Source organism: Jeotgalicoccus sp. S0W5 (assembly GCF_011634875.1).
GTDB lineage: Bacteria > Bacillota > Bacilli > Staphylococcales > Salinicoccaceae > Jeotgalicoccus > Jeotgalicoccus marinus.
Window position 1 is genome coordinate 180,414 of record NZ_SIRQ01000003.1, and the last position, 18,984, is coordinate 199,397.

Annotated in this window: 16 protein-coding genes; 11 read left to right on the forward strand and 5 right to left on the reverse strand. The window is 38.4% G+C overall.

Features of this window, described 5'->3' with window-relative positions:
• Entirely contained in the window at nt 1-1,611 is a 1,611-nt protein-coding gene (locus tag EYB29_RS03215) for a PucR family transcriptional regulator (RefSeq protein WP_166626569.1), read from the reverse strand.
• A gap of 235 nt (nt 1,612-1,846) precedes the next feature.
• Here EYB29_RS03215 and allB point away from each other — a divergent pair, with 235 nt between their 5' ends.
• Nucleotides 1,847-3,214: an allantoinase AllB gene (gene allB, locus EYB29_RS03220; RefSeq protein WP_166626570.1), complete on the forward strand. Its 1,368-nt coding sequence runs from the start codon at nt 1,847-1,849 to the stop codon at nt 3,212-3,214.
• A 34-nt stretch (nt 3,215-3,248) separates the two neighbouring features.
• Here allB and EYB29_RS03225 read toward each other — a convergent pair whose 3' ends face one another.
• Nucleotides 3,249-4,070, reverse strand: coding sequence for an alpha/beta hydrolase (locus EYB29_RS03225; RefSeq protein ID WP_166626571.1), 822 nt, complete (start codon nt 4,068-4,070; stop codon nt 3,249-3,251).
• Between the two features lie 164 nt (nt 4,071-4,234).
• Here EYB29_RS03225 and allC point away from each other — a divergent pair, with 164 nt between their 5' ends.
• The 8 genes from allC to arcC are packed head-to-tail and all read left to right on the forward strand — an operon-like array spanning nt 4,235 to nt 13,161.
• Entirely contained in the window at nt 4,235-5,458 is a 1,224-nt protein-coding gene (gene allC, locus EYB29_RS03230) for an allantoate deiminase (RefSeq protein WP_166626572.1), read from the forward strand.
• A gap of 39 nt (nt 5,459-5,497) precedes the next feature.
• A complete protein-coding gene (gene allE, locus EYB29_RS03235; RefSeq protein WP_166626573.1) occupies nt 5,498-6,289 on the forward strand; it encodes a (S)-ureidoglycine aminohydrolase in 792 nt (263 codons plus the stop codon).
• Between the two features lie 30 nt (nt 6,290-6,319).
• Nucleotides 6,320-7,351: an ureidoglycolate dehydrogenase gene (gene allD, locus EYB29_RS03240; protein WP_026866544.1), complete on the forward strand. Its 1,032-nt coding sequence runs from the start codon at nt 6,320-6,322 to the stop codon at nt 7,349-7,351.
• 17 nt (nt 7,352-7,368) lie between these two features.
• A complete protein-coding gene (allD, locus tag EYB29_RS03245) occupies nt 7,369-8,418 on the forward strand; it encodes an ureidoglycolate dehydrogenase (RefSeq protein WP_166626574.1) in 1,050 nt (349 codons plus the stop codon).
• Nucleotides 8,419-8,437: 19 nt separating this feature from the next.
• Complete coding sequence (fdrA, locus tag EYB29_RS03250) at nt 8,438-10,189, forward strand: acyl-CoA synthetase FdrA (RefSeq protein ID WP_166626575.1); 1,752 nt, start codon at nt 8,438-8,440, stop codon at nt 10,187-10,189.
• Entirely contained in the window at nt 10,189-11,454 is a 1,266-nt protein-coding gene (locus EYB29_RS03255; RefSeq protein ID WP_166626576.1) for a YlbE family protein, read from the forward strand. The genes fdrA and EYB29_RS03255 overlap by 1 nt, the downstream gene beginning before the upstream one ends.
• Nucleotides 11,454-12,218 carry an oxamate carbamoyltransferase subunit AllH family protein gene (locus tag EYB29_RS03260; protein WP_166626577.1) on the forward strand — a complete coding sequence of 255 codons (765 nt, stop codon included), beginning with the start codon at nt 11,454-11,456 and terminating at the stop codon, nt 12,216-12,218. Before EYB29_RS03255 ends, EYB29_RS03260 begins: the two co-directional genes overlap by 1 nt.
• A gap of 4 nt (nt 12,219-12,222) precedes the next feature.
• On the forward strand, nt 12,223-13,161 hold the full coding sequence (gene arcC / locus EYB29_RS03265; RefSeq protein WP_166626578.1) for a carbamate kinase: 939 nt from the start codon (nt 12,223-12,225) through the stop codon (nt 13,159-13,161).
• Nucleotides 13,162-13,436: 275 nt separating this feature from the next.
• Here the strand turns inward: arcC and EYB29_RS03270 are convergent, their stop codons facing one another.
• Both EYB29_RS03270 and EYB29_RS03275 read right to left on the reverse strand, forming a co-directional pair.
• On the reverse strand, nt 13,437-14,513 hold the full coding sequence (locus EYB29_RS03270; RefSeq protein WP_166626579.1) for a YkvI family membrane protein: 1,077 nt from the start codon (nt 14,511-14,513) through the stop codon (nt 13,437-13,439).
• A gap of 141 nt (nt 14,514-14,654) precedes the next feature.
• The gene (locus tag EYB29_RS03275; RefSeq protein WP_166626580.1) at nt 14,655-15,752 is read right to left on the reverse strand and encodes a YkvI family membrane protein; all 1,098 of its coding nucleotides are present in this window, start codon (nt 15,750-15,752) and stop codon (nt 14,655-14,657) included.
• A 145-nt stretch (nt 15,753-15,897) separates the two neighbouring features.
• On the opposite strand from EYB29_RS03275, the gene EYB29_RS03280 reads away from it, so the two are divergent.
• A complete protein-coding gene (locus EYB29_RS03280) occupies nt 15,898-17,358 on the forward strand; it encodes a protein adenylyltransferase SelO (protein WP_166626581.1) in 1,461 nt (486 codons plus the stop codon).
• Between the two features lie 28 nt (nt 17,359-17,386).
• On the forward strand, nt 17,387-18,007 hold the full coding sequence (locus EYB29_RS03285) for a DedA family protein (RefSeq protein WP_166626582.1): 621 nt from the start codon (nt 17,387-17,389) through the stop codon (nt 18,005-18,007).
• A 38-nt stretch (nt 18,008-18,045) separates the two neighbouring features.
• Here EYB29_RS03285 and EYB29_RS03290 read toward each other — a convergent pair whose 3' ends face one another.
• Nucleotides 18,046-18,927, reverse strand: a complete 882-nt coding sequence (locus EYB29_RS03290) for a ketopantoate reductase C-terminal domain-containing protein (protein WP_166626583.1) — start codon at nt 18,925-18,927, stop codon at nt 18,046-18,048.
• Nucleotides 18,928-18,984 lie beyond the last annotated feature (57 nt).

The following is an 18,984-nucleotide window of genomic DNA, read 5'->3' on the forward strand; positions in this document are numbered from 1 at the left end:
TTAAGCATCTTGGATATGTTGGGAAATGAACAATGCCAACCTAATATTTAATGAATGAACAGGATCCATGACATTCACTCTTAACATTTCTTCACATTTATTTATACGATATTTAACAGTATTTCGGTGTACGAAAATTTCATTTGAAGTCTTCGTAATATCGCACTGATTATCCATATATATTTGTAGAGTCTTCTTAAGTTCCTTATCCTTGGTGTTCGTTGGAAAAGCGAGGTCCCCTAGAGTATTTACTACAAAGGGCCTAACCTTATCTGGACTGATCAGTTGTAACAGTTCCTCAAAATTTCTCGGACGATAAACTTCCAAGAACTCTTTGTCACCGAGGTTATGACTAATATCATAAGTCTCTTCTGCTTCGACAAATGACGAATGAATTTGGGTGAAATCAGACACTTCATTTCCTATACCGAATGATAAGGATTCCCTAAAGAACTTCTTATACTCTTTTTGAAGATGTCGACAGTATGCTTGGTAATATTCATGACGTTCTTGTAACAAGATCGCAAAGCGATTGGAGTCACCAAAACCGAATATACTGATATTTGGGTCGAGTGAGACGAGCGCGTTTTGTAGCCATTCAAAAGTGAGTTGATAACGTTCATTTACATATTCTGAGTTTTCTATTTCATCGGTTTTATCGATTCCGCAAATCATGACTTGGTAGTATGACGAATCGATTAAATGATAACGTTCAAAAAATTCTGGATGAGAATTTAAATTAATAGGCGTACCATCTGTTGAATTGATAATAGAGCTAAACAGTAAGTTCACATCTTCTTGTTCTGTTGCTCTAATTTTAGAATCCTTATAAATTGCAAACGACAAGGTATTGATCGCTTGTTCAATTGCCAAATGGCTAAACGGATAAGATATCTTATCCAAATTTGAAACGATTAAATAGTAAGGGAAATACGTGAAGGCAGGCACTTTAAATACTGCAGTTTTCGTATTGAAGTCATTGGTGAAGTCTTCTTGGTTATTCAAATAGACATCATTAAAATATCGTATGCTCTCTTTATATAATTTCTGGTCGTTTTTAAAATTATTACTCATTACATCTACCTTGTAAAAAGGGTTAATTAATATAATCGGCAATCTTAAAAACTGACTGAGTTGGTTGACCATACGCTCAACACTAAACTCCTTGATTAACATTGAGTTCATGCGTTGTTGTACTTCTAAGGCATAATACAATTTTTCAGTTTCATCTTGTGAAATATATGTCGCGATACTATGAGTCGCTTGACCGAGTTTCCAGTTGTTTGGAATTTCAATTAATGGGAAACCGAGATTATTTGCGTAGTCGATTACGCTCTGATCAATCTCATGAATGAAGCGTGATAATTTAATTCCCAGTGCAGCAACAGGTACATCGTTTAAATCTCTAATGAATTTAATCAGTCCATCTGGGTCATTCTTAAATGTCATTGCTGTCGTTAAGAGGATTGTGTGCTCCGTAGTGTAATCTTTGACATCTGGAGTCTCTGTTATATCGACATTGGTGACGGTTCTCTCGAGATCCGCTTTATGATTAATTACTTTAAAATTACTAAAGCGCTCCAAAGATAAAATTTCCTTAATTGTTACCATCTATTAATCACCTGTATTTTAAAAATAGGTTTTTGTACAAAATGCACAAAAATAAATTGTTAACATTATAATTTAGACAATTTATATTTCTCCACTTAATAGTACACTAATAACAAAATAAACGTAAATATATTTGACTAATAGTATGTTTTAGAGCGTGCAACATGGGTATTGCCTAAAGTATGCTATTATCTTGTTTTGCGTTATTATACACCTAGTGTAGGAGGACTTAAAAATGGCTTATGATTTAGTAATTAAGAATGGTTTGGTTATACTTCCTGGCGGCGAACAAGAAGTTGATATCGCTGTTACTGATGGAAAAATCGCTCAAATTGGTACTGATATTGAAATAGGTGAAGCTCGCGTTGTTGATGCTAAAGGTTTAGTTGTTTCCCCAGGTATGATTGATGCACATGTTCACATTAGTGAACCAGGTGGAGGCATTCGTGACCACTGGGAAGGCTATGATACAGGTACGCGTGCAGCAGCAAAAGGTGGGGTAACATCATTTATCGAAATGCCTTTAAACCAGATTCCAGCTACAGTCGATCACGATTCAATTCAAGAAAAATTCAAAGCCGGTGACGATAAGTTATCAGTTGATGTATATAGTTATGGCGGTCTAGTACCTTTTAATTTAGACGGCGGCATTCAAGAATTGGATGAAGACGGTGTAGTTGCTTATAAGGCATTTGTTGCAACAGCTGGTGACCGTTCAATCGAAGGAGACTTTATGAATGTTGATGACTACTCTTTATATGAAGGTATGCGTCAGATTGCTAAGACAGGTAAAATTTTATCAATCCATGCTGAAAATGGTCCAATAACAGATAAACTTGGTCAATTAGCACAAGAACGTGGTGAAAAATCACTAGCAGCTTATGTGGATACAAGACCTGTATTTACTGAAGTTGAACCGATTCAAAAGATTATTTTATTTGCTAAAGAAACAGGTTGTCGTGTGCATATCGTACATGTTGCCAATGCTGAAGCAATTGATTTAATCAATGAAGCTGCAAATGAAGGTGTTGATATTACATGTGAAACATGTACGCATTACCTATACTTCTATAAAGAAGAACTTGATGACATCGGACCAGTGGTTAAATGTTCACCACCAATCCGTGAAAAATCACGTTTAGAAGGTATGTGGGAACGCGTCTTTGACGGTAAAGTGATGTTCGTTACGAGTGACCACTCTCCATGTACACCAGATCTTAAAGACACAGATGATGCCTTTAAAGCTTGGGGTGGAATTTCCGGTATCCAAAATAATGTCGATCTTTTATTTGATGAAGCTGTACAAAAACGTGGTATGTCACTGACGCAGTTTGCAGATATCATTGCATCAAATGTCGCAGACCGTTTTGAGCTCAAAGGAAAAGGACGTATTGAAGTCGGTTACGACGCAGATTTCGTATTAATTAAAGGTGATTCACCTTATACTGTAGAAAAAGAAGCATTAGAATATCGCAATAAGATTAGTCCTTATATTGGACGTGAAATTGGTGCGCAAGTTGCCGGTACTATTTTACGTGGTGAAGAAATTTATTCACTAGATCAAGGTGTAAGTGATCTTAAAATTGGACAATTCTATAAATAAATAAAAAGTCAGGGAGGCGCCTCCCTGACTTTTCTTATGTATGCTGGTCATTCATAAAAGTAACTGCTGTTTCATAGAGTTTGATATTGTTTTCATTGACTGTTTGATCAAAATTGTGAGTATTTGTATCGACCTCAACAAATTTTACAATTGGTGCATTTTTATTTAACTTTCGACTGAAGAAAACAGGTACATCAGGATCTCCCTTCCCATGGGCGACAAAGATAGGTGGCAATGCTTTTATATCCTCATTGGTTAATCGGTATTTATCGTTCTCTAAATCGATGCCAAGGGTTTTTGCCCATTCACCAATATGCCTATAGTAAAGATATAAAAGATATCTTGGATCTGGATTTTCTTTGACGGTCACATAGTCACGTATGTTTGGTGTGACAATATCTTCAGTCAGCATTGAAGCTAGGTGCTTTTGATCGTGTGGTAGGTAATTGAAGTCACTATGACTGAAATTAAAGTAACCGTAAAAATTGATGATGCCTTCAATATTAAAATCGCGTGCCATCATTAAGCTTAAGTAACCACCGGCAGAGCGTCCCATAATATATATTTTTTCGTGTTTCAAAGTTGTAGCGAAGTGATATATGTCTTGTAAATCGATGAAAATATCATCGATAGTAGATTCAGGTGCGAGACGATAGTCGGCACAAAGGACTTCGAAGCGTTTACGTAGTATTTCAATATACTCATTAGGGAGGTCTGTGCGTTCACCAAAAACTAAACCACCACCATGTAAGTAGATTAAAGTACCTAAAACATCTCGGCTATTTACAGCAGTACTTTTGTAATAATCGCCTAAAAGCGTATATGAGTCAGCAATCTTAATTGTTACAGTTTCCATAAGCATGTCTCCTTTACATTAATCATTATACAGACTAAGCAATTTTAGTGTATTTGTCTAAAGTGAATAATTTGAATAGACATGATTGTTGAAACTGTCAATGCTAGTTGATGGTACTAATTTTATAATTGTAATTGAAAAATAATGAGTGGAGTGGATTTATAATGGACATTCTTGAAACTTTTGAAAAACTGGACAAACAGTTTACAAGTTATGGCGGTTTAGACCCTCGTGGAATTACACGCCTACTTTATTCAGAAGAATGGCGCAAAGCAGTTGACGCTTTGAAAGAAATCTTTGAAGAAAACGGACTAGAAGTATCAAGTGATGCTGTAGGTAACGTTTCAGGGCGACTAATTGGTTCAGAAAAGCCTGAAGAAACAATTATGTCAGGATCACACATCGATACTGTTGTAGAAGGTGGACACCTTGATGGACAGTTCGGTATTTTAAGTGCATTAATTGCAACACTTTACTTGAAAGAAAAATATGGTCAACCAAAACGTACATTAGAAGTACTATCTATTGCAGAAGAAGAAGGTTCTCGCTTCCCATACACATTCTGGGGTGTTAAAAACTTCTTCAACCTTCAAAACAATGATGACGTAAAAGACATCACTGATGGTGAAGGTGTTAAATTCGTTGATGCAATGAGAGAATCTGGTTTTGACTTTAGAACAGATGATAAGGTTCGTGATGACATCAAGGCCTTTATCGAAGTGCACATTGAACAAGGTCAAATCCTTGAAAAAGAAGAGAAGAAAATCGGTGTTGTTACAGGTATCGTTGGTCAAAAACGTTACACTATCAACCTAAAAGGTGAAGCAAACCATGCGGGAACAACACCTATGGGTTACCGTAAAGATACGGTTGTAGCCTTTACTGAAATCGCACAAACACTTGTACAAAAAGCACAAGAGATTGGTGATCCACTTGTTGTAACATTCGGAAGTGTTAAACCAGTTCCTGGTGTTGTTAACGTTGTACCTGGTGAGGTTGAATTCTCAGTTGATACACGTCACATCGATGAAGCGGAATTAAACGATTTTGCGAAAACTGTTGAAGGCACAATCAACGAAGTTGCTGACAAGTACGGTATGGCTGCGGACATCAACTTATGGATGGAACAATCTCCAGCCTTGATGGATGAAAGTATTGTCAACATGATTCAAGAATCTGCAGACAAAGTTGTCGGTGATTCATATAAAGTAATGCCATCTGGTGCAGGACATGATGCTCAAATATTCTCTAATTACATGCCAACAGGTATGGTGTTCGTACCATCAATCGGTGGGATTTCACACAACGTTGAAGAAGAAACAAAAATCGAAGATTTAGTTAACGGTATTGAAGTACTTGCTGAGACACTTTATAAATTAGCTTATTAATATAAATAGACTTAATTTAAGAGAAAGGGAGATATATAAATGGGTTACTTAAACCATCAACAAGGATATAGAGAAGGCTTATTAGAAACACGTTCAATCGTTAAGAAGGATGATTTTGCAGTATTAACTCCAGACGGACTCGTTAATAACGTTGTTCCTGGGTTTGAAGATTGCGATATGTCAATCTTAGGTTCACCAAGAATGGGTGCACGTTTTGTTGACTACCTAGTTACAGTTAAAAACAATGGTGGTAACAGACAAGGATTCGGCGGAGAAGGTATTCAAACTTTCTTATATGTTGTTTACGGAAACGTGACTGCAACTGCAGATGGACAATCTTATAATCTTTCACAGGGTGGATACATCTATGTGCCACCACACTTAGAACTTACATTTGAAAACAACAACAACGGTGAAGATAGCCGCCTCTTCCTTTACAAGAAACGCTATCAAGAAGCTAAAGGTGTAGGTAAACCTGAAGTTGTGACAGGTAATGTTAACGATATCGAACAAAAAGCTTACGAAGGTATGGATGAAGTACTTGTACAAGACCTTTTACCAGCAGATATTGCTTATGACATGAACTTCCACATCTTATCATTCAAACCAGGTGCGTCACATGGTTATGTTGAAACACACGTACAAGAACACGGTGCTTATATCTTAAGTGGTCGCGGCATGTACAACCTTGATAACAACTGGATGCCAGTTGATAAAGGTGATTATATCTTCATGGGTGCTTATGCATTACAAGCAACTTATGCAGTCGGCCTAGATGAGCCATTTGCTTACATCTATTCTAAAGATGCAAACAGAGACGTTGAACTATAAAACATTCATAAAGAGATAGGAGGTTATGGCATGTCAGAAGAATTAGTCATTTCTAATTCAGAAGAACTGCGTGAACTATTTAAAGCCAAATTTGTCCTTAATGGTATGCCTGAAACATTTGCAGATCGTGCTGCAGATGTTCTGGTTTGGGCAGATGCACGCGGTATTCATTCACACGGCTCAGTTCGTATGCAGTACTACTCAGAGCGCTGTGCAAAAGGTGGTTTTAACCTAGAGCCAGAGCTTAAATTTGAAAAAACTGGTACGTCAACTGGTGTTTACCACGGTGATAACTCTGTCGGTCATTACGTCGCTTTTGAAGCGATGGAAGAAGCAATCAAACTTGCTAAGGAATCTGGTATTGGTGCAGTTGGTGTAAGTGAAATGAGTCACTCTGGTGCGATTGGTTACTTCGTACAACATGCTGCAGAACAAGGCATGGTTGCTCTATCAATGTGTCAATCAGATCCAATGGTTGTACCATTTGGTGGCTCGGATCCTTACTTTGGTACAAACCCAATTGCTTTCGCTGCACCAAGAAAAGATGGACAGTCTCCAATCGTTTTCGACATGGCGACAACCGTTCAAGCTTGGGGTAAAATCCTCGATGCAAGAAGTAAGAATAAGGATATTCCAGATACTTGGGCAGTCGATAAAGACGGTAACCCAACGACGGACCCTTACGCAGTAAACGCACTCTTACCAGTTGCTGGACCTAAAGGTTACGGCTTGATGATGATGGTTGATATCTTATCAGGTAGTCTGATGGGATTAAATCACGGTAAACATGTAACAAGTATGTACAAAGACTTAAGTGAATATCGTCGTCTAGGACAGTTCCATTTAGTCATCAACCCTGATTTCTTCTCAACTAGAGAAGCAATGGAAGAGAAGATGGAAACGATGATTGAAGAGTTACATGCTAACAAACCTGCAACAGGTTTCGATCAAGTGTACTACCCAGGTGAGTTAATGGAAGTTACAAAGGCTGAGTACGAAAAATCAGGTATTCCAATTCCTAAAGACATCATGGAATTCTTAAAATCAAATACACCATACTAAAAGGTGGGATGTAAGAAATGCGTGTTTCAAAAGATGAACTATTTCAACTCATGAAAACTAAATTAGCTAAAGCTGGTCTTACAGAAGAGGCTGCAGATGCTGTCAGCGATGTACTTACTTTCGCTGACCACCGCGGTATCCACTCTCACGGTGCGGTACGTGTAGAATACTACGCTGAACGTATCGCTAAGGGCGGCATAACTAATAACCCAGAATTTAAATTTGAAAAAACAGGACCATCAACTGCATTACTTGACGGAGATAATGGTGTCGGTCACCAAGTTGCTAAACTTGGCATGGACAAAGCCATTGAAATGGCTAAAGAGAATGGTGTAGCTGTCGTTGGAATGACGAACATTTCACACTCAGGTGCACTCGGCTATTTCGTTGAAAAAGCAGCAGAACAAGATATGGTTGCTTTATCAATGTGTCAGTCGGATCCTATGGTTGTACCATTTGGCGGTACTGAACCTTACTTTGGTACAAATCCAATCGCTTTTGCAGCACCGACAAATGATGAACGAATCATCACTTTTGATATGGCGACTACTGTACAGGCATGGGGTAAAGTTTTAGATGCCCGTTCTAAAGGGCAGGATATTCCAGATACTTGGGCAGTAAATGCTAAAGGTGAACCAACAACAAACTCTCGTGATGTTCATGCATTAGTTCCAGTTGCTGGACCTAAAGGTTATGGGCTGATGATGATGGTTGATATTCTTTCTGGTTCCTTACTTGGTTTGCCGCACGGTGTGCATGTCTCAAGTATGTACAAGGACTTGACTGCTGGTCGTCAATTAGGGCAGCTACATATTGTCATTAATCCGGCGTACTTCACAGATGTGACAGCTTTCAAAAAACAATTATCTACAATGCTAGATGAACTAAAAGAGCAGTCACCTGCACCAGGATTCTCTGAAGTTAACTTCCCAGGAGAACGCGGAAAACAACGTGCCGAAAAATATGATGAAGATGGCATTGAAATTGTTGATGATATATATGATTATCTCGTGAGTGACAACATTCACTTTGATCGTTATCACGGTAAAAATAGATTTGCAGAATAAATATTAATGGAGGTTTATGATGTTATATACAATTATTAAGGGAAACACTTATCAAGATTCCATCGTGCTTATGCTTTTAAGTCAAAAACTTAGTGCTATGGAAGGTGTCAACAAAGCATCAGTAATGATGGGGACACCTGCTAACAAAGACATTTTCAAAGGATCTGGTTTAGGTACACCTGAATTAGAAGATGCAAGTGCAAATGACATTGTTATTGTTATCGATACTGACGATGAGTCTAAAGTTGATGAAGTTGACCAAGCAGTTGAAACTGAACTTGCTGGTGGTAGCGGTTCTGACGACAGTCAAAAATCTTCAGAAGCTCATAACTGGAAACGTGCTTTAGAACTTGCAAACAATCCTAACCTTGCATTAATTTCCATCCCTGGTACATACGCTACGATGGAAGCAGAAAATGCTTTACGTAACGGTCTTCACGTATTCATGTTCTCAGATAACGTACCTAAAGAAGACGAAGTTCGTCTTAAAGAACTCGCTCATGAAAAAGGTCTTTTTGTAATGGGTCCTGACTGTGGTACTGGTATTATCCATAGCGTGCCATTAGCATTTACAAACACTGTTGCACAAGGTGACATTGGTGTTGTTGGTGCATCTGGTACAGGTATCCAAGAAGTAACAACAATTGTTGACCGTATGGGCAAAGGTGTTACAAATGCGATCGGTACTGGTGGACGTGACCTTTCAACAGAAGTTGGTGCGATTACTATGCTAGATAGCATTAAAGCACTTAACCAAGACCCTAAAGTTAAGGTCATTACTGTAATTTCTAAGCCACCAGCTAAAGAAGTACAAGAAAAAGTTGAGAGCGTATTACGTTCAATCGACAAACCAGTTGTTGCTCTATTCTTAGGTGCGAAACCAGAATATCAAGAGGATGCAATTTATCATGCTTATACACTTGAAGAAGCGGCAGTTGCGTCTGTACAACTTTCAAATGGTGAAACAGTTGACTTCAAACCATCTACAATTGAAGGCTTATCTGTAGACTTTGATGCGAACCAAAAAGGAATCAAAGCATACTACTCAGGTGGTACGCTAGCAAGTGAAGCGGCAATGATGATTAGACATTCACTTGGTGAAGAAGAAGTTAAAGATGAAGGATTCACTTATAAATCTACTTCACACGAGGTGATTGACCTAGGTGATGATATGTACACTCAAGGTAAACCTCACCCAATGATCGACCCTGAAAAACGTATTGAAAAATTAGAAACATCTGCTGACAGTGAAGATACAGCTGTTATTATGTTAGACAACGTTATTGGTTATGGTTCTCATGCTGACATGGCTTCTGAACTTGCTCCGACTATTAAACGTATCACTGACAAAGCTAAATCAGAAGAGCGTTCACTTGTAGTACTTGCAACTGTTGTAGGTACTGACAAAGATGCTCAAGGTTACGATAAACAACGTCAAATCTTAGAAGAAGCTGGTGCAGTTCTTTGTGATACTAACGACCAAATGGTTCGTACTGCTATTGAACTTGTTGGTGGTAAAGTTGAACAGCCAATACTTGAAACTAAGAACTTTGACAAAGGTTCAGAAGACTTATCAGTAGATGAAAAAATGATGAGCCTAATTTCAAACAACCCAAGCGTAATCAACATCGGTCTGAAAAGCTTTACAGAAGCTGTTGAAAACAGTGGAGCAGAAGTTGTTCAATTCAACTGGCGCCCAGTTGCTGGTGGAGATGAGAAGCTTATGAAAGTACTTCAATTCTTAAACAATTATGAAGGAGAGAATGTATAATGGCTTACCAAAATATCGAAGAAGCAAATAAAGCAGTCGTTCAAAAAATGATTGGTGCAGCACCTTTCTTAACTGATGTTGTGCCTGCACACACGGTAATCCCAGAATTAAAAGAACACGTTCTTTTACACGCTGGACCACCAATCAAGTATGAAAACATGACTGATCCTATGCAAGGTTCTTGTGTCGGTGCAATCCTTTTTGAAGGATGGGCAAAAGACGAAGCAGGTGCACGTGAATTATTAGAAAATGACAAAATCACTTTCATTCCGTGTCACCATGTAAACGCTGTTGGTCCAATGGGTGGTATCACTTCAATGAACATGCCACTTGTAGTCGTTGTAAACAAAGAACACGGTAACGAAGCATACTGCACAATGAACGAAGGTATCGGTGCGGTACTACGCTTCGGTGCGTTCAACGACCAAGTTATCAACCGTTTACACTGGATGAAAGATGTCCTAGCTCCAGTTTTATCTAAAGCACTTAAAACTATGGACGAAGGACTTAACGTTAACGTTCTAGTTGCTAAAGCAATTGCAATGGGTGACGAATTCCACCAAAGAAACATTGCAGCTTCATTAGCATTCTTAAAAGAAGTTGCACCAGCAATTACATCATTAGAAGATGTATCTCTAGAAGACAGAGAAGCAGTTATGCAGTTCTTAGCTGATACTGATCAATTCTTCTTAAACATTGCGATGGCTACGGGTAAAGCAATGACAGATGCTGCACGTACAATCGAACACGGAACAATCGTTACAGCAATGTGCCGTAACGGTGAAAACTTCGGTATACGTATCGCTGGTATGGGTGACGAGTGGTTCACTGCGCCAGTAAACACACCACAAGGTCTATACTTCACTGGTTACTCAGCTGAAGATGCAAACACAGATATCGGTGACTCAGCAATTACTGAAACAATCGGTGTTGGTGGTATGTCAATGATCGCTGCTCCAGCAGTTACACGTTTCGTCGGTTCAGGTGGTTTCAATGACGCACTTGAAACTTCAAACAACATGGCTGAGATCACTCAACAAGAAAACCCTAACTTCATCATTCCTACTTGGGACTTCAAAGGTGCACCAACCGGAATCGATGCACGTAAAGTTGTTGAAAGTGGAATCCTTCCTGTAATCAACACAGGTATTGCACACAAAGTTGCTGGTTTTGGACAAATTGGTGCGGGTACAGTAAACCCTCCAATCGAATGTTTCGAAAAAGCAATCACAGCTTATGCCAAGAAATTAGGTTTTGAAGCTTAATGATATACCAAGCAAGTGCGGTCGGATCGATCGCACTTGACTTATTAAATCAGAACAATCACATGCGTGTGCATAGTATTTTCAACAATGGTTTTAATATTGTTAATGAATCTAACGACTTAATCTTCGTTGGAACGACTAAAAATGGATATTTTCCATTCGGTGTCACAATCGATAAAAACACCATGCATTATGCTAAGGAATTTTTGTCTGTTGGTCATATAGTCAAGGTGAGCCAACGTGGTATTGACCATAAAGATTTTATGATTATGTTGAATCAGGCTGACTTAGTTAAATATGATAAGGTTGAAGCCGGAGACACTACTGCTATAAAAAAAGTAGTGATCGACTTTGATTTTGAAAAATTTAATGATAGTGATTTTTATCCTGAAAAAATGAGTGAGATATTAGACGCATTGGCTGATGAAAACTCAATCTTCCCCCTTAAATACTTAGTGGGGAGAGGATCTGGATTAACACCATCTGGTGATGATATGATTACAGGTATTTTATATGTGGATGCACTAGATCCCTTTATCAGTGAAGTGCATAAAAATTCCTTAGCTTCATATCTATCGGAGACGGTGACGACTATAGTCAGTGAAAATTTTATTAAGCTCGCTCTAAAAGGTATATTTTCTTCGAAGATTACCGCACTTGGTGAGAACCCAAGTAAGGAAGCCGTTGAGGCCTTAGTTGCTTTAGGATCTTCTTCTGGCCATGACACACTCTACGGAATCTATATGACATTAAATAGGAGATGAAATAATGGGTAAAAAAGTAGTTTTAGCTTTAGGTGGTAACGCCATCTTACAACCAAAACAAGAAGCAACATTTGAAAACCAATACCAAAACGTAATTAATGCGGCAAACCGTATGGTTGAAATTTCAGAAGCAGGTCACAAAATCGTAGTCACTCACGGTAACGGACCACAAGTCGGAAACATCATCGCTCAAAACGAAGCGGCAAAAGAAGAAATTCCTGCAATGCCAATCTTCGTTAACAACGCTGAATCTCAAGGTATGATCGGTTATATGATGGAATCAGCATTGAAAAACCGTTTAATCCAAGGTGGAGACAATACAAACGTTGTGACTCTACTGACTATGGTAGAAGTAGACAAAGATGATCCAGCATTTGAAAACCCAACAAAACCAGTAGGTGTATTCTTCGACGAAGAAGAAGCTAAACGCTTAACAGAAGAAAAAGGTTACCAAATGGCAGAAGATGCTGGACGCGGATTCCGCCGTGTTGTACCTTCACCAGAACCTAAAGTCATCCACGGTGTGGACGAAATTAAATCTCTTATTGAAACATCAATCGTCGTATCATCAGGCGGTGGGGGTATTCCAATCTACCGTGACGAAAAAGGTCAAATCAACGGTGTTGAAGCCGTTATCGATAAAGACCGTTCTGGCTTAAAACTTTCAGAACAAACTGATGCAGACGTATTCATGATGCTTACAGACGTACCAAACGTCTACATCAACTTCGGTAAAGAAAACGAACAAAAATTAGAAGAAATTACAGTAGCAGAAGCAGAACAATACGTTGCAGAAGGACAATTCCCTGCAGGTTCAATGCTTCCTAAAATTGAAGCTGCAATTGCCTTCGCTAAACACGAAGGTAAAGAAGGTATCATTTGCTCACTAGATGAAGCTGTTCTTGCCCTAGAAGGTAAAGCAGGTACAAGAATTAAACTATAAGATTTTAGTGGATTGCCAACGACCGCTCGGTCGTTGGCTTTTTTTGTGTAGGTATATGGCTGGTGTTGAGGTGGTGGGTTAATGTATGGCTGTAGCTCCGCTTCGAAGTAAAAACGAAGCTGATGAATGGGTGTAGCTCCGCTTCGAAATAACAACGAAGCTGATGAATGGTTATAGCTCCGCTTCGAAATAAAAACGAAGAGGAGCATCGTTCAAACCCCCAAAACACAACAAAAAACCGACCCTCCTCGGGTCGGCACCAAGCCAGAAAATCATTAGAGTAGTTTTTTCTTAGTGTTCTTGTTAATAAGCCAGCGAATAAACAGGGCAAGTGAAATGGCGAGCCCGATGTAGCCGAGTATTGGGTAAACGATGTTGACGAGCTCGACGAAACCGACTTTAGAAATTAAGAAGGCTCCAATGAGTGACACAACTAGGAGCATTTTGTACTTGCCTGAGTAGGGCTCGGTGAATCTTGAAAGGAACGGGTACATTAAACCTACGACTGAATTAAATATCAACAGTATGATTATGATGGAGTATACTGTTCCTAACCAGGGTGCCATATTTTCTGCCATTAACATTGCTGGTAATGGGACTTCATTGGCATCTGGCATAATGGAGAGTACACCAACATTAACGAGTACCATTAATAAGAGGGTGATCAGACCGCCATAGATTGCTCCACGTCTTGCGATAGCGTGTTTGGCAGCACCAGCGCCCATAATCGATAAAAAGCTAAACGCGACTGCGAAAGCTAAACCAGCGTATGTGATTGAATCGAACCACCAAAATTTTGACGGTGCACGTGTTGGATCAACATAATTATTAACTTCAGAATAAGGTACTGTTGGATTTAAAATATTATAGGTTGTAATAATAACGACAGCGATGATCAATAGGGGCGTAATACCTCCGATTATATTGACGATCTTGTCGAAATTAAGAAGTAAGGTTCCTGCAGTTATGACGATCAATATTAAGACTCCGATATCAGGTGAGATACCAAATGCTTGATTAAAGGTAGCACCACTACCGGCAATCATTACGACTGCAATTCCATATAAAAAGAAGACTAAAGTGTAGTCGATAATTAATCCCAATCGCCTACCGAATAAAGCTTTAACTGGCCCTTCATGTGACTCTGCATCGAGTCTATGGCCAAGTTTTGCAGCCTGACGGCTGACAAACATTAATATAAATGCAGCCATGATGATACTGACAATACTGATCAATCCATGGCTGGCGAAGAATTGCAGGACTTCTTGTCCTGTTGAAAATCCGGCACCGACAACGATACCGGCATAGGCGAATCCAATTCGCCATGACGCTCTGTTCTTTCCGTTTGACATTCTCACAACTCCTATTATCTTGTTTACATAACTAATATAAACAACTAAGCGACTAATAAACATAGTATAGTTGTAAAAATACATATATATATAAATATCACTCTATAGTTTACGAATATACAAACTATAGAGTGATTTATATTAGTCTTCATCTGAGATTTTTTCAGCTAAATGATAAGCTTTACGTTTTAAGAAGATCCATCTTACAGTTAACATAATTCCAATGGTCAATCCAACGTAACCAAACAATGGATAGATGATATTAACAAGTTCTACGAATCCCACATATGTCGCTAGATAACCAATTACTAACGATGATATCAAGAGTATCTTATATTTCCCAGATTGTGGTTTAGTAAATCGACTTAAGAATGGATATAAGAAACCGACTACTGAGTTAAAGATTAGTAAGATAATAATAATAGAATATGCTGTACCAATCCACGGTGATAGATTATTCGCCATCTGCATTGTCGGTAAGGAAACATCATATGCTGCTGGCATAATAGATAATATACCAAAATTAATCAAGAGCATAATGAAAGTGATTAAGAGTCCACCGTATATTGCGCCGCGTCTTACGATGGATTGACGTGCACTTTCTGAACCCATTATGGATAAAAAACTGAAGGCTGTCGCTAGTGTAAAGCCTGAATAAGTTATTGCATCAAACCACCAGCTACCTGTTGGTGTGTGGCTAGTATCATTATATTGATTCACTTCAGAAAAAGGCACCATAGGGTTAAATATATTGTAGATTGCAATAATAAATAAAGCGATGACTAATACAGGTGTAATAGAACCGATAATTGAGATAATCTTATCGAAATCCATTAGTAAGGTGACGAAGGCAACAATAATTAAGAAAATCGCACCCACTTGCGGGTTGAGGCCAAAACCTTCATTGAAAGTTGCACCACTACCTGCAATCATTACAACGGCTAAACCATAGAGAAAGAATGCAAGGATGATGTCTACGACCTTACCAAGTTTGACACCAAATAAGGTGTTAAGCGGTAGGACATGTGATTCAGCATTTGTAGAATAACCAAGTTTTGCTGCTTGGCGTCCAATAAACATTACAATGAGTCCTGTTAGTATGACGCCGATAATACTAATTAAGCCATAGCTTGAAAAAAACTGAAGTACTTCTTGGCCAGTTGCAAAACCAGCACCAACAACGATACCAGTATAGGCAAAAGCATACTTCCAAGACGCTCTTCTTAATCCGTTTGACATGATTCCAACTCCAATATAATTTAAAATGTTACTATATTATTACACATATATTATAACAAAATTCAATTATCCGTAGCTGAATTTTACAAAAATAAAATCATTTTATAGTATACTTGTCTACTATAGAAATATTAGGAGGTTTCCTATGTATAAAGGCTTGAACTTTAGCAATGACTACAAAACATTACCACGTACCTTTTGGGCACCTTATGAACCTGAAGAATGTGAAGCGCCTAAAATGATCTTATTTAATAAACACCTTGCCAAGCTATTAAAGCTTGAGGATGAGGCTTTAAGTGATGATGCAGAATTTTTCTCTGGCAACCATCTACCTGATGAAACAACACCGATTGCTCAAAGTTACATGGGCCACCAATTTGGTGTACTGAATATGTTGGGTGACGGCAGAAACGTCCTCTTAGGTGAGCATAATACACCTGAAGATGAAAAGTTGGATATTGTTCTAAAGGGATCTGGGGCAACCAAGTTCTCTAGGAATGGGGACGGACGTGCACCCGTCGATTCAATGCTAAGAGAATATATCATCAGTGAATACATGGCGAATGTTGGTGTTTCAACAACGCGTGCGCTTGCCGTCGTTGAAACAGGAGAATATTTACAACGTCAGTCCATCGTTAAAAGCGGAATTTTGACTCGGGTCGCAGAATCTCATTTAAGGGTCGGAACTTTTGAGTTTGCATACCATCAGTCTAGAGATAAGTTGACGACTTTAATTGATTTTGCCATTGAACGTCATTACCCATATTTAAAAGATATTGAAGCACCTAAACGCTACGAGTTGTTCTACGATCATGTCATAAGAAAACAAGCGGAACTCGTAGCAGAATGGCAAGCGCTCGGCTTTATTCATGGTGTGATGAACACTGACAATATGTCGATAGCAGGTGAGACTTTAGATTACGGTCCCTGTGCCTTTTTAGACACTTATGATCCAGATACCTATTTCTCATCTATTGATACAAACGGTCGCTATCGTTATAAAAACCAACCTTCAATTGCTCAGTGGAATTTAAGTAAGCTCGGTGAATCTTTAATTCCGGTATTAGCAGATGAACAAGAAGAAGCGGTTAAGCTTGCACAAAATGCCTTAAATCATTTCCCACAGTACTACAATAGAAAGTATATTTCTTTAATGGGTGAGAAGTTAGGCATATTAGATATGAACCATGAGGATGTTTATGATCAGAGTCTAATCAATGATTTTCTAGAGCTTATGTTTAAACATAAGGCAGATTATACTCGAACGTTTCGTGATTTTTATCTTACAAATTATCATCTTTTACCTATGTTTGATGATAGTGACTTTATTTTATGGTTTGAAAAATATCAGGCTAGAAAGAAAAGTCAAACTGCTAAGCAAGATGAGATCGAGCTAGTAATGAATAAAAGAAACCCGAGTATGGTACCTAGAAATCACATCGTTCAAGAAGCATTAGATCAAGCAATAGAAGGACATTACGGTGAGGTTAAGCAATTGCTTAAGGCAGTGTCTAAACCTTATAATGATAAAATCGGGGGCAAATATACAGATGCACCTGGTGATGATGATATCGATCCGAACTTTAAAACATATTGCGGGACATGATTAAATAAAGAATGAGGACATTAAATAAATGCAGAGTATTTTAGAAGATTTAATTAATCAGTTTGGCTATTTTGCGATTGTCTTTTTGATTGCTCTAGAGAATATTTTTCCACCAATCCCATCAGAAGTCATCCTGACTTTTGGTGGCTTTATGACAGCGCATACCGAAATGTCGATTTTTGGCGTCATCATCGCCTCGACTGTGGGTTCAGTTAGTGGGGCTATTGTCCTTTACTATCTAGGGAGTATCCTCGGCAAAGACCAAATGAAGCGTATTGTCCTAAGATATGGTAAGTGGCTACGTGTGACAGAAAATGACATTGAAAAATCTTATAATTGGTTCGGTAAGTATGGTGGTTGGACTGTATTTTTCTGTCGCTTCGTTCCACTGATAAGAAGCCTCATTTCCATTCCTGCAGGGATGAGTAAAATGTCTATGCCACTTTTTCTAGTTTTGACAACAGTTGGGACGCTGATTTGGAATACCGTTCTTGTATATCTCGGTGCTTCAGTAGGTGAAAACTGGGAGGACATCGTTAGCGTAATGGATGTGTATTCAAATATCGCATATGTCATTATAGCTGTAGCAGGTATCGCCTTCTTAATCTGGTTCTTTTATTATAGACCGAAGAAAAAAGCGAGAAGTTAAATAGAGTACACTTGGTTTGACATAGCCAAGTGTACTTTTTAATTGTCCCTAATTTCATAAGCTTTTAGTAACAATGTTACAGTATCTAAAATAGGTGTATGGATTGGACAATTTCCCTTTAATGTCATTAAAAATCCTTGAATATATTGAAATTCAGTTGGCTTGTCTTGGATGACATCGTAATACATACTCGTGCCCATATGAGCTGGATAGCCTAAATACATATTCATTGCCGTGTCGATAAAATTCTCATCAATGATGACACCATCCGGATTACAATTGTTAACAATATCGATTGCTTCATTTAAGAGTTGTCTTGTAAACATAACGACAGACTGGTCTTTAAATATACGAGCAGTGTTTTGACTGAGTGCAGTGACAGTGTTAACGCCTGTATTGACAATGAGTTTTTCATATCTTATTCGCTTAAAGTCTTCAGTCTTTACTATTTGAAGTTCGACTGAAGGATTCTCCTGCATCTGTTCAATGAGTGTATCAAGCGCTTTATATTGTTTATTTTCAATAAGCAACTTTTTATTTAAGAAGTGTTCGATGTAATCTTCTTTTTGTTGGCCGCTAATATACACAACAGCTGGAACACCATGTGAAAACATATTGTCATAACCCATACCATTCAAGGCGAACACAATCTCAGTATGCTCATGCATGAGCGTCGGGATTTTATCTTGTAAATCTTTTAAGGCGGGGGTCTTTGAGGCAATAAATATTAAATCGAATTTGTCGTCGACTGTGTCAATATCATAAACTGGTATCTTGTGATACTGCACGGTTTCACCAGTTTTTATAGTTAAGCCATCACGGTTAGATCTTGCCATTAGTTTTAATTCGACATCTAGATTTGATAGCTCAGTTGCGATGATAGCTCCGACAGCGCCAGCACCGATTATACCTATTTTCATACGGTCACTCCGTTCTTTGTTTCCAGTGATTATGTGGTAAAATTAAGTATAACTAAT

Coding starts and splice junctions, on each gene's coding strand:
- allC (WP_166626572.1), top strand. CDS start 4,235: ATGGACATTCTTGAAACTTTTGAAAAACTGGACAAACAGTTTACAAGT.
- EYB29_RS03215 (WP_166626569.1), bottom strand. CDS start 1,611: ATGGTAACAATTAAGGAAATTTTATCTTTGGAGCGCTTTAGTAATTTT.
- EYB29_RS03285 (WP_166626582.1), top strand. CDS start 17,387: ATGCAGAGTATTTTAGAAGATTTAATTAATCAGTTTGGCTATTTTGCG.
- allE (WP_166626573.1), top strand. CDS start 5,498: ATGGGTTACTTAAACCATCAACAAGGATATAGAGAAGGCTTATTAGAA.
- EYB29_RS03280 (WP_166626581.1), top strand. CDS start 15,898: ATGTATAAAGGCTTGAACTTTAGCAATGACTACAAAACATTACCACGT.
- allB (WP_166626570.1), top strand. CDS start 1,847: ATGGCTTATGATTTAGTAATTAAGAATGGTTTGGTTATACTTCCTGGC.
- allD (WP_166626574.1), top strand. CDS start 7,369: ATGCGTGTTTCAAAAGATGAACTATTTCAACTCATGAAAACTAAATTA.
- EYB29_RS03270 (WP_166626579.1), bottom strand. CDS start 14,513: ATGTCAAACGGAAAGAACAGAGCGTCATGGCGAATTGGATTCGCCTAT.
- EYB29_RS03290 (WP_166626583.1), bottom strand. CDS start 18,927: ATGAAAATAGGTATAATCGGTGCTGGCGCTGTCGGAGCTATCATCGCA.
- arcC (WP_166626578.1), top strand. CDS start 12,223: ATGGGTAAAAAAGTAGTTTTAGCTTTAGGTGGTAACGCCATCTTACAA.
- fdrA (WP_166626575.1), top strand. CDS start 8,438: ATGTTATATACAATTATTAAGGGAAACACTTATCAAGATTCCATCGTG.
- allD (WP_026866544.1), top strand. CDS start 6,320: ATGTCAGAAGAATTAGTCATTTCTAATTCAGAAGAACTGCGTGAACTA.
- EYB29_RS03260 (WP_166626577.1), top strand. CDS start 11,454: ATGATATACCAAGCAAGTGCGGTCGGATCGATCGCACTTGACTTATTA.
- EYB29_RS03255 (WP_166626576.1), top strand. CDS start 10,189: ATGGCTTACCAAAATATCGAAGAAGCAAATAAAGCAGTCGTTCAAAAA.
- EYB29_RS03275 (WP_166626580.1), bottom strand. CDS start 15,752: ATGTCAAACGGATTAAGAAGAGCGTCTTGGAAGTATGCTTTTGCCTAT.
- EYB29_RS03225 (WP_166626571.1), bottom strand. CDS start 4,070: ATGGAAACTGTAACAATTAAGATTGCTGACTCATATACGCTTTTAGGC.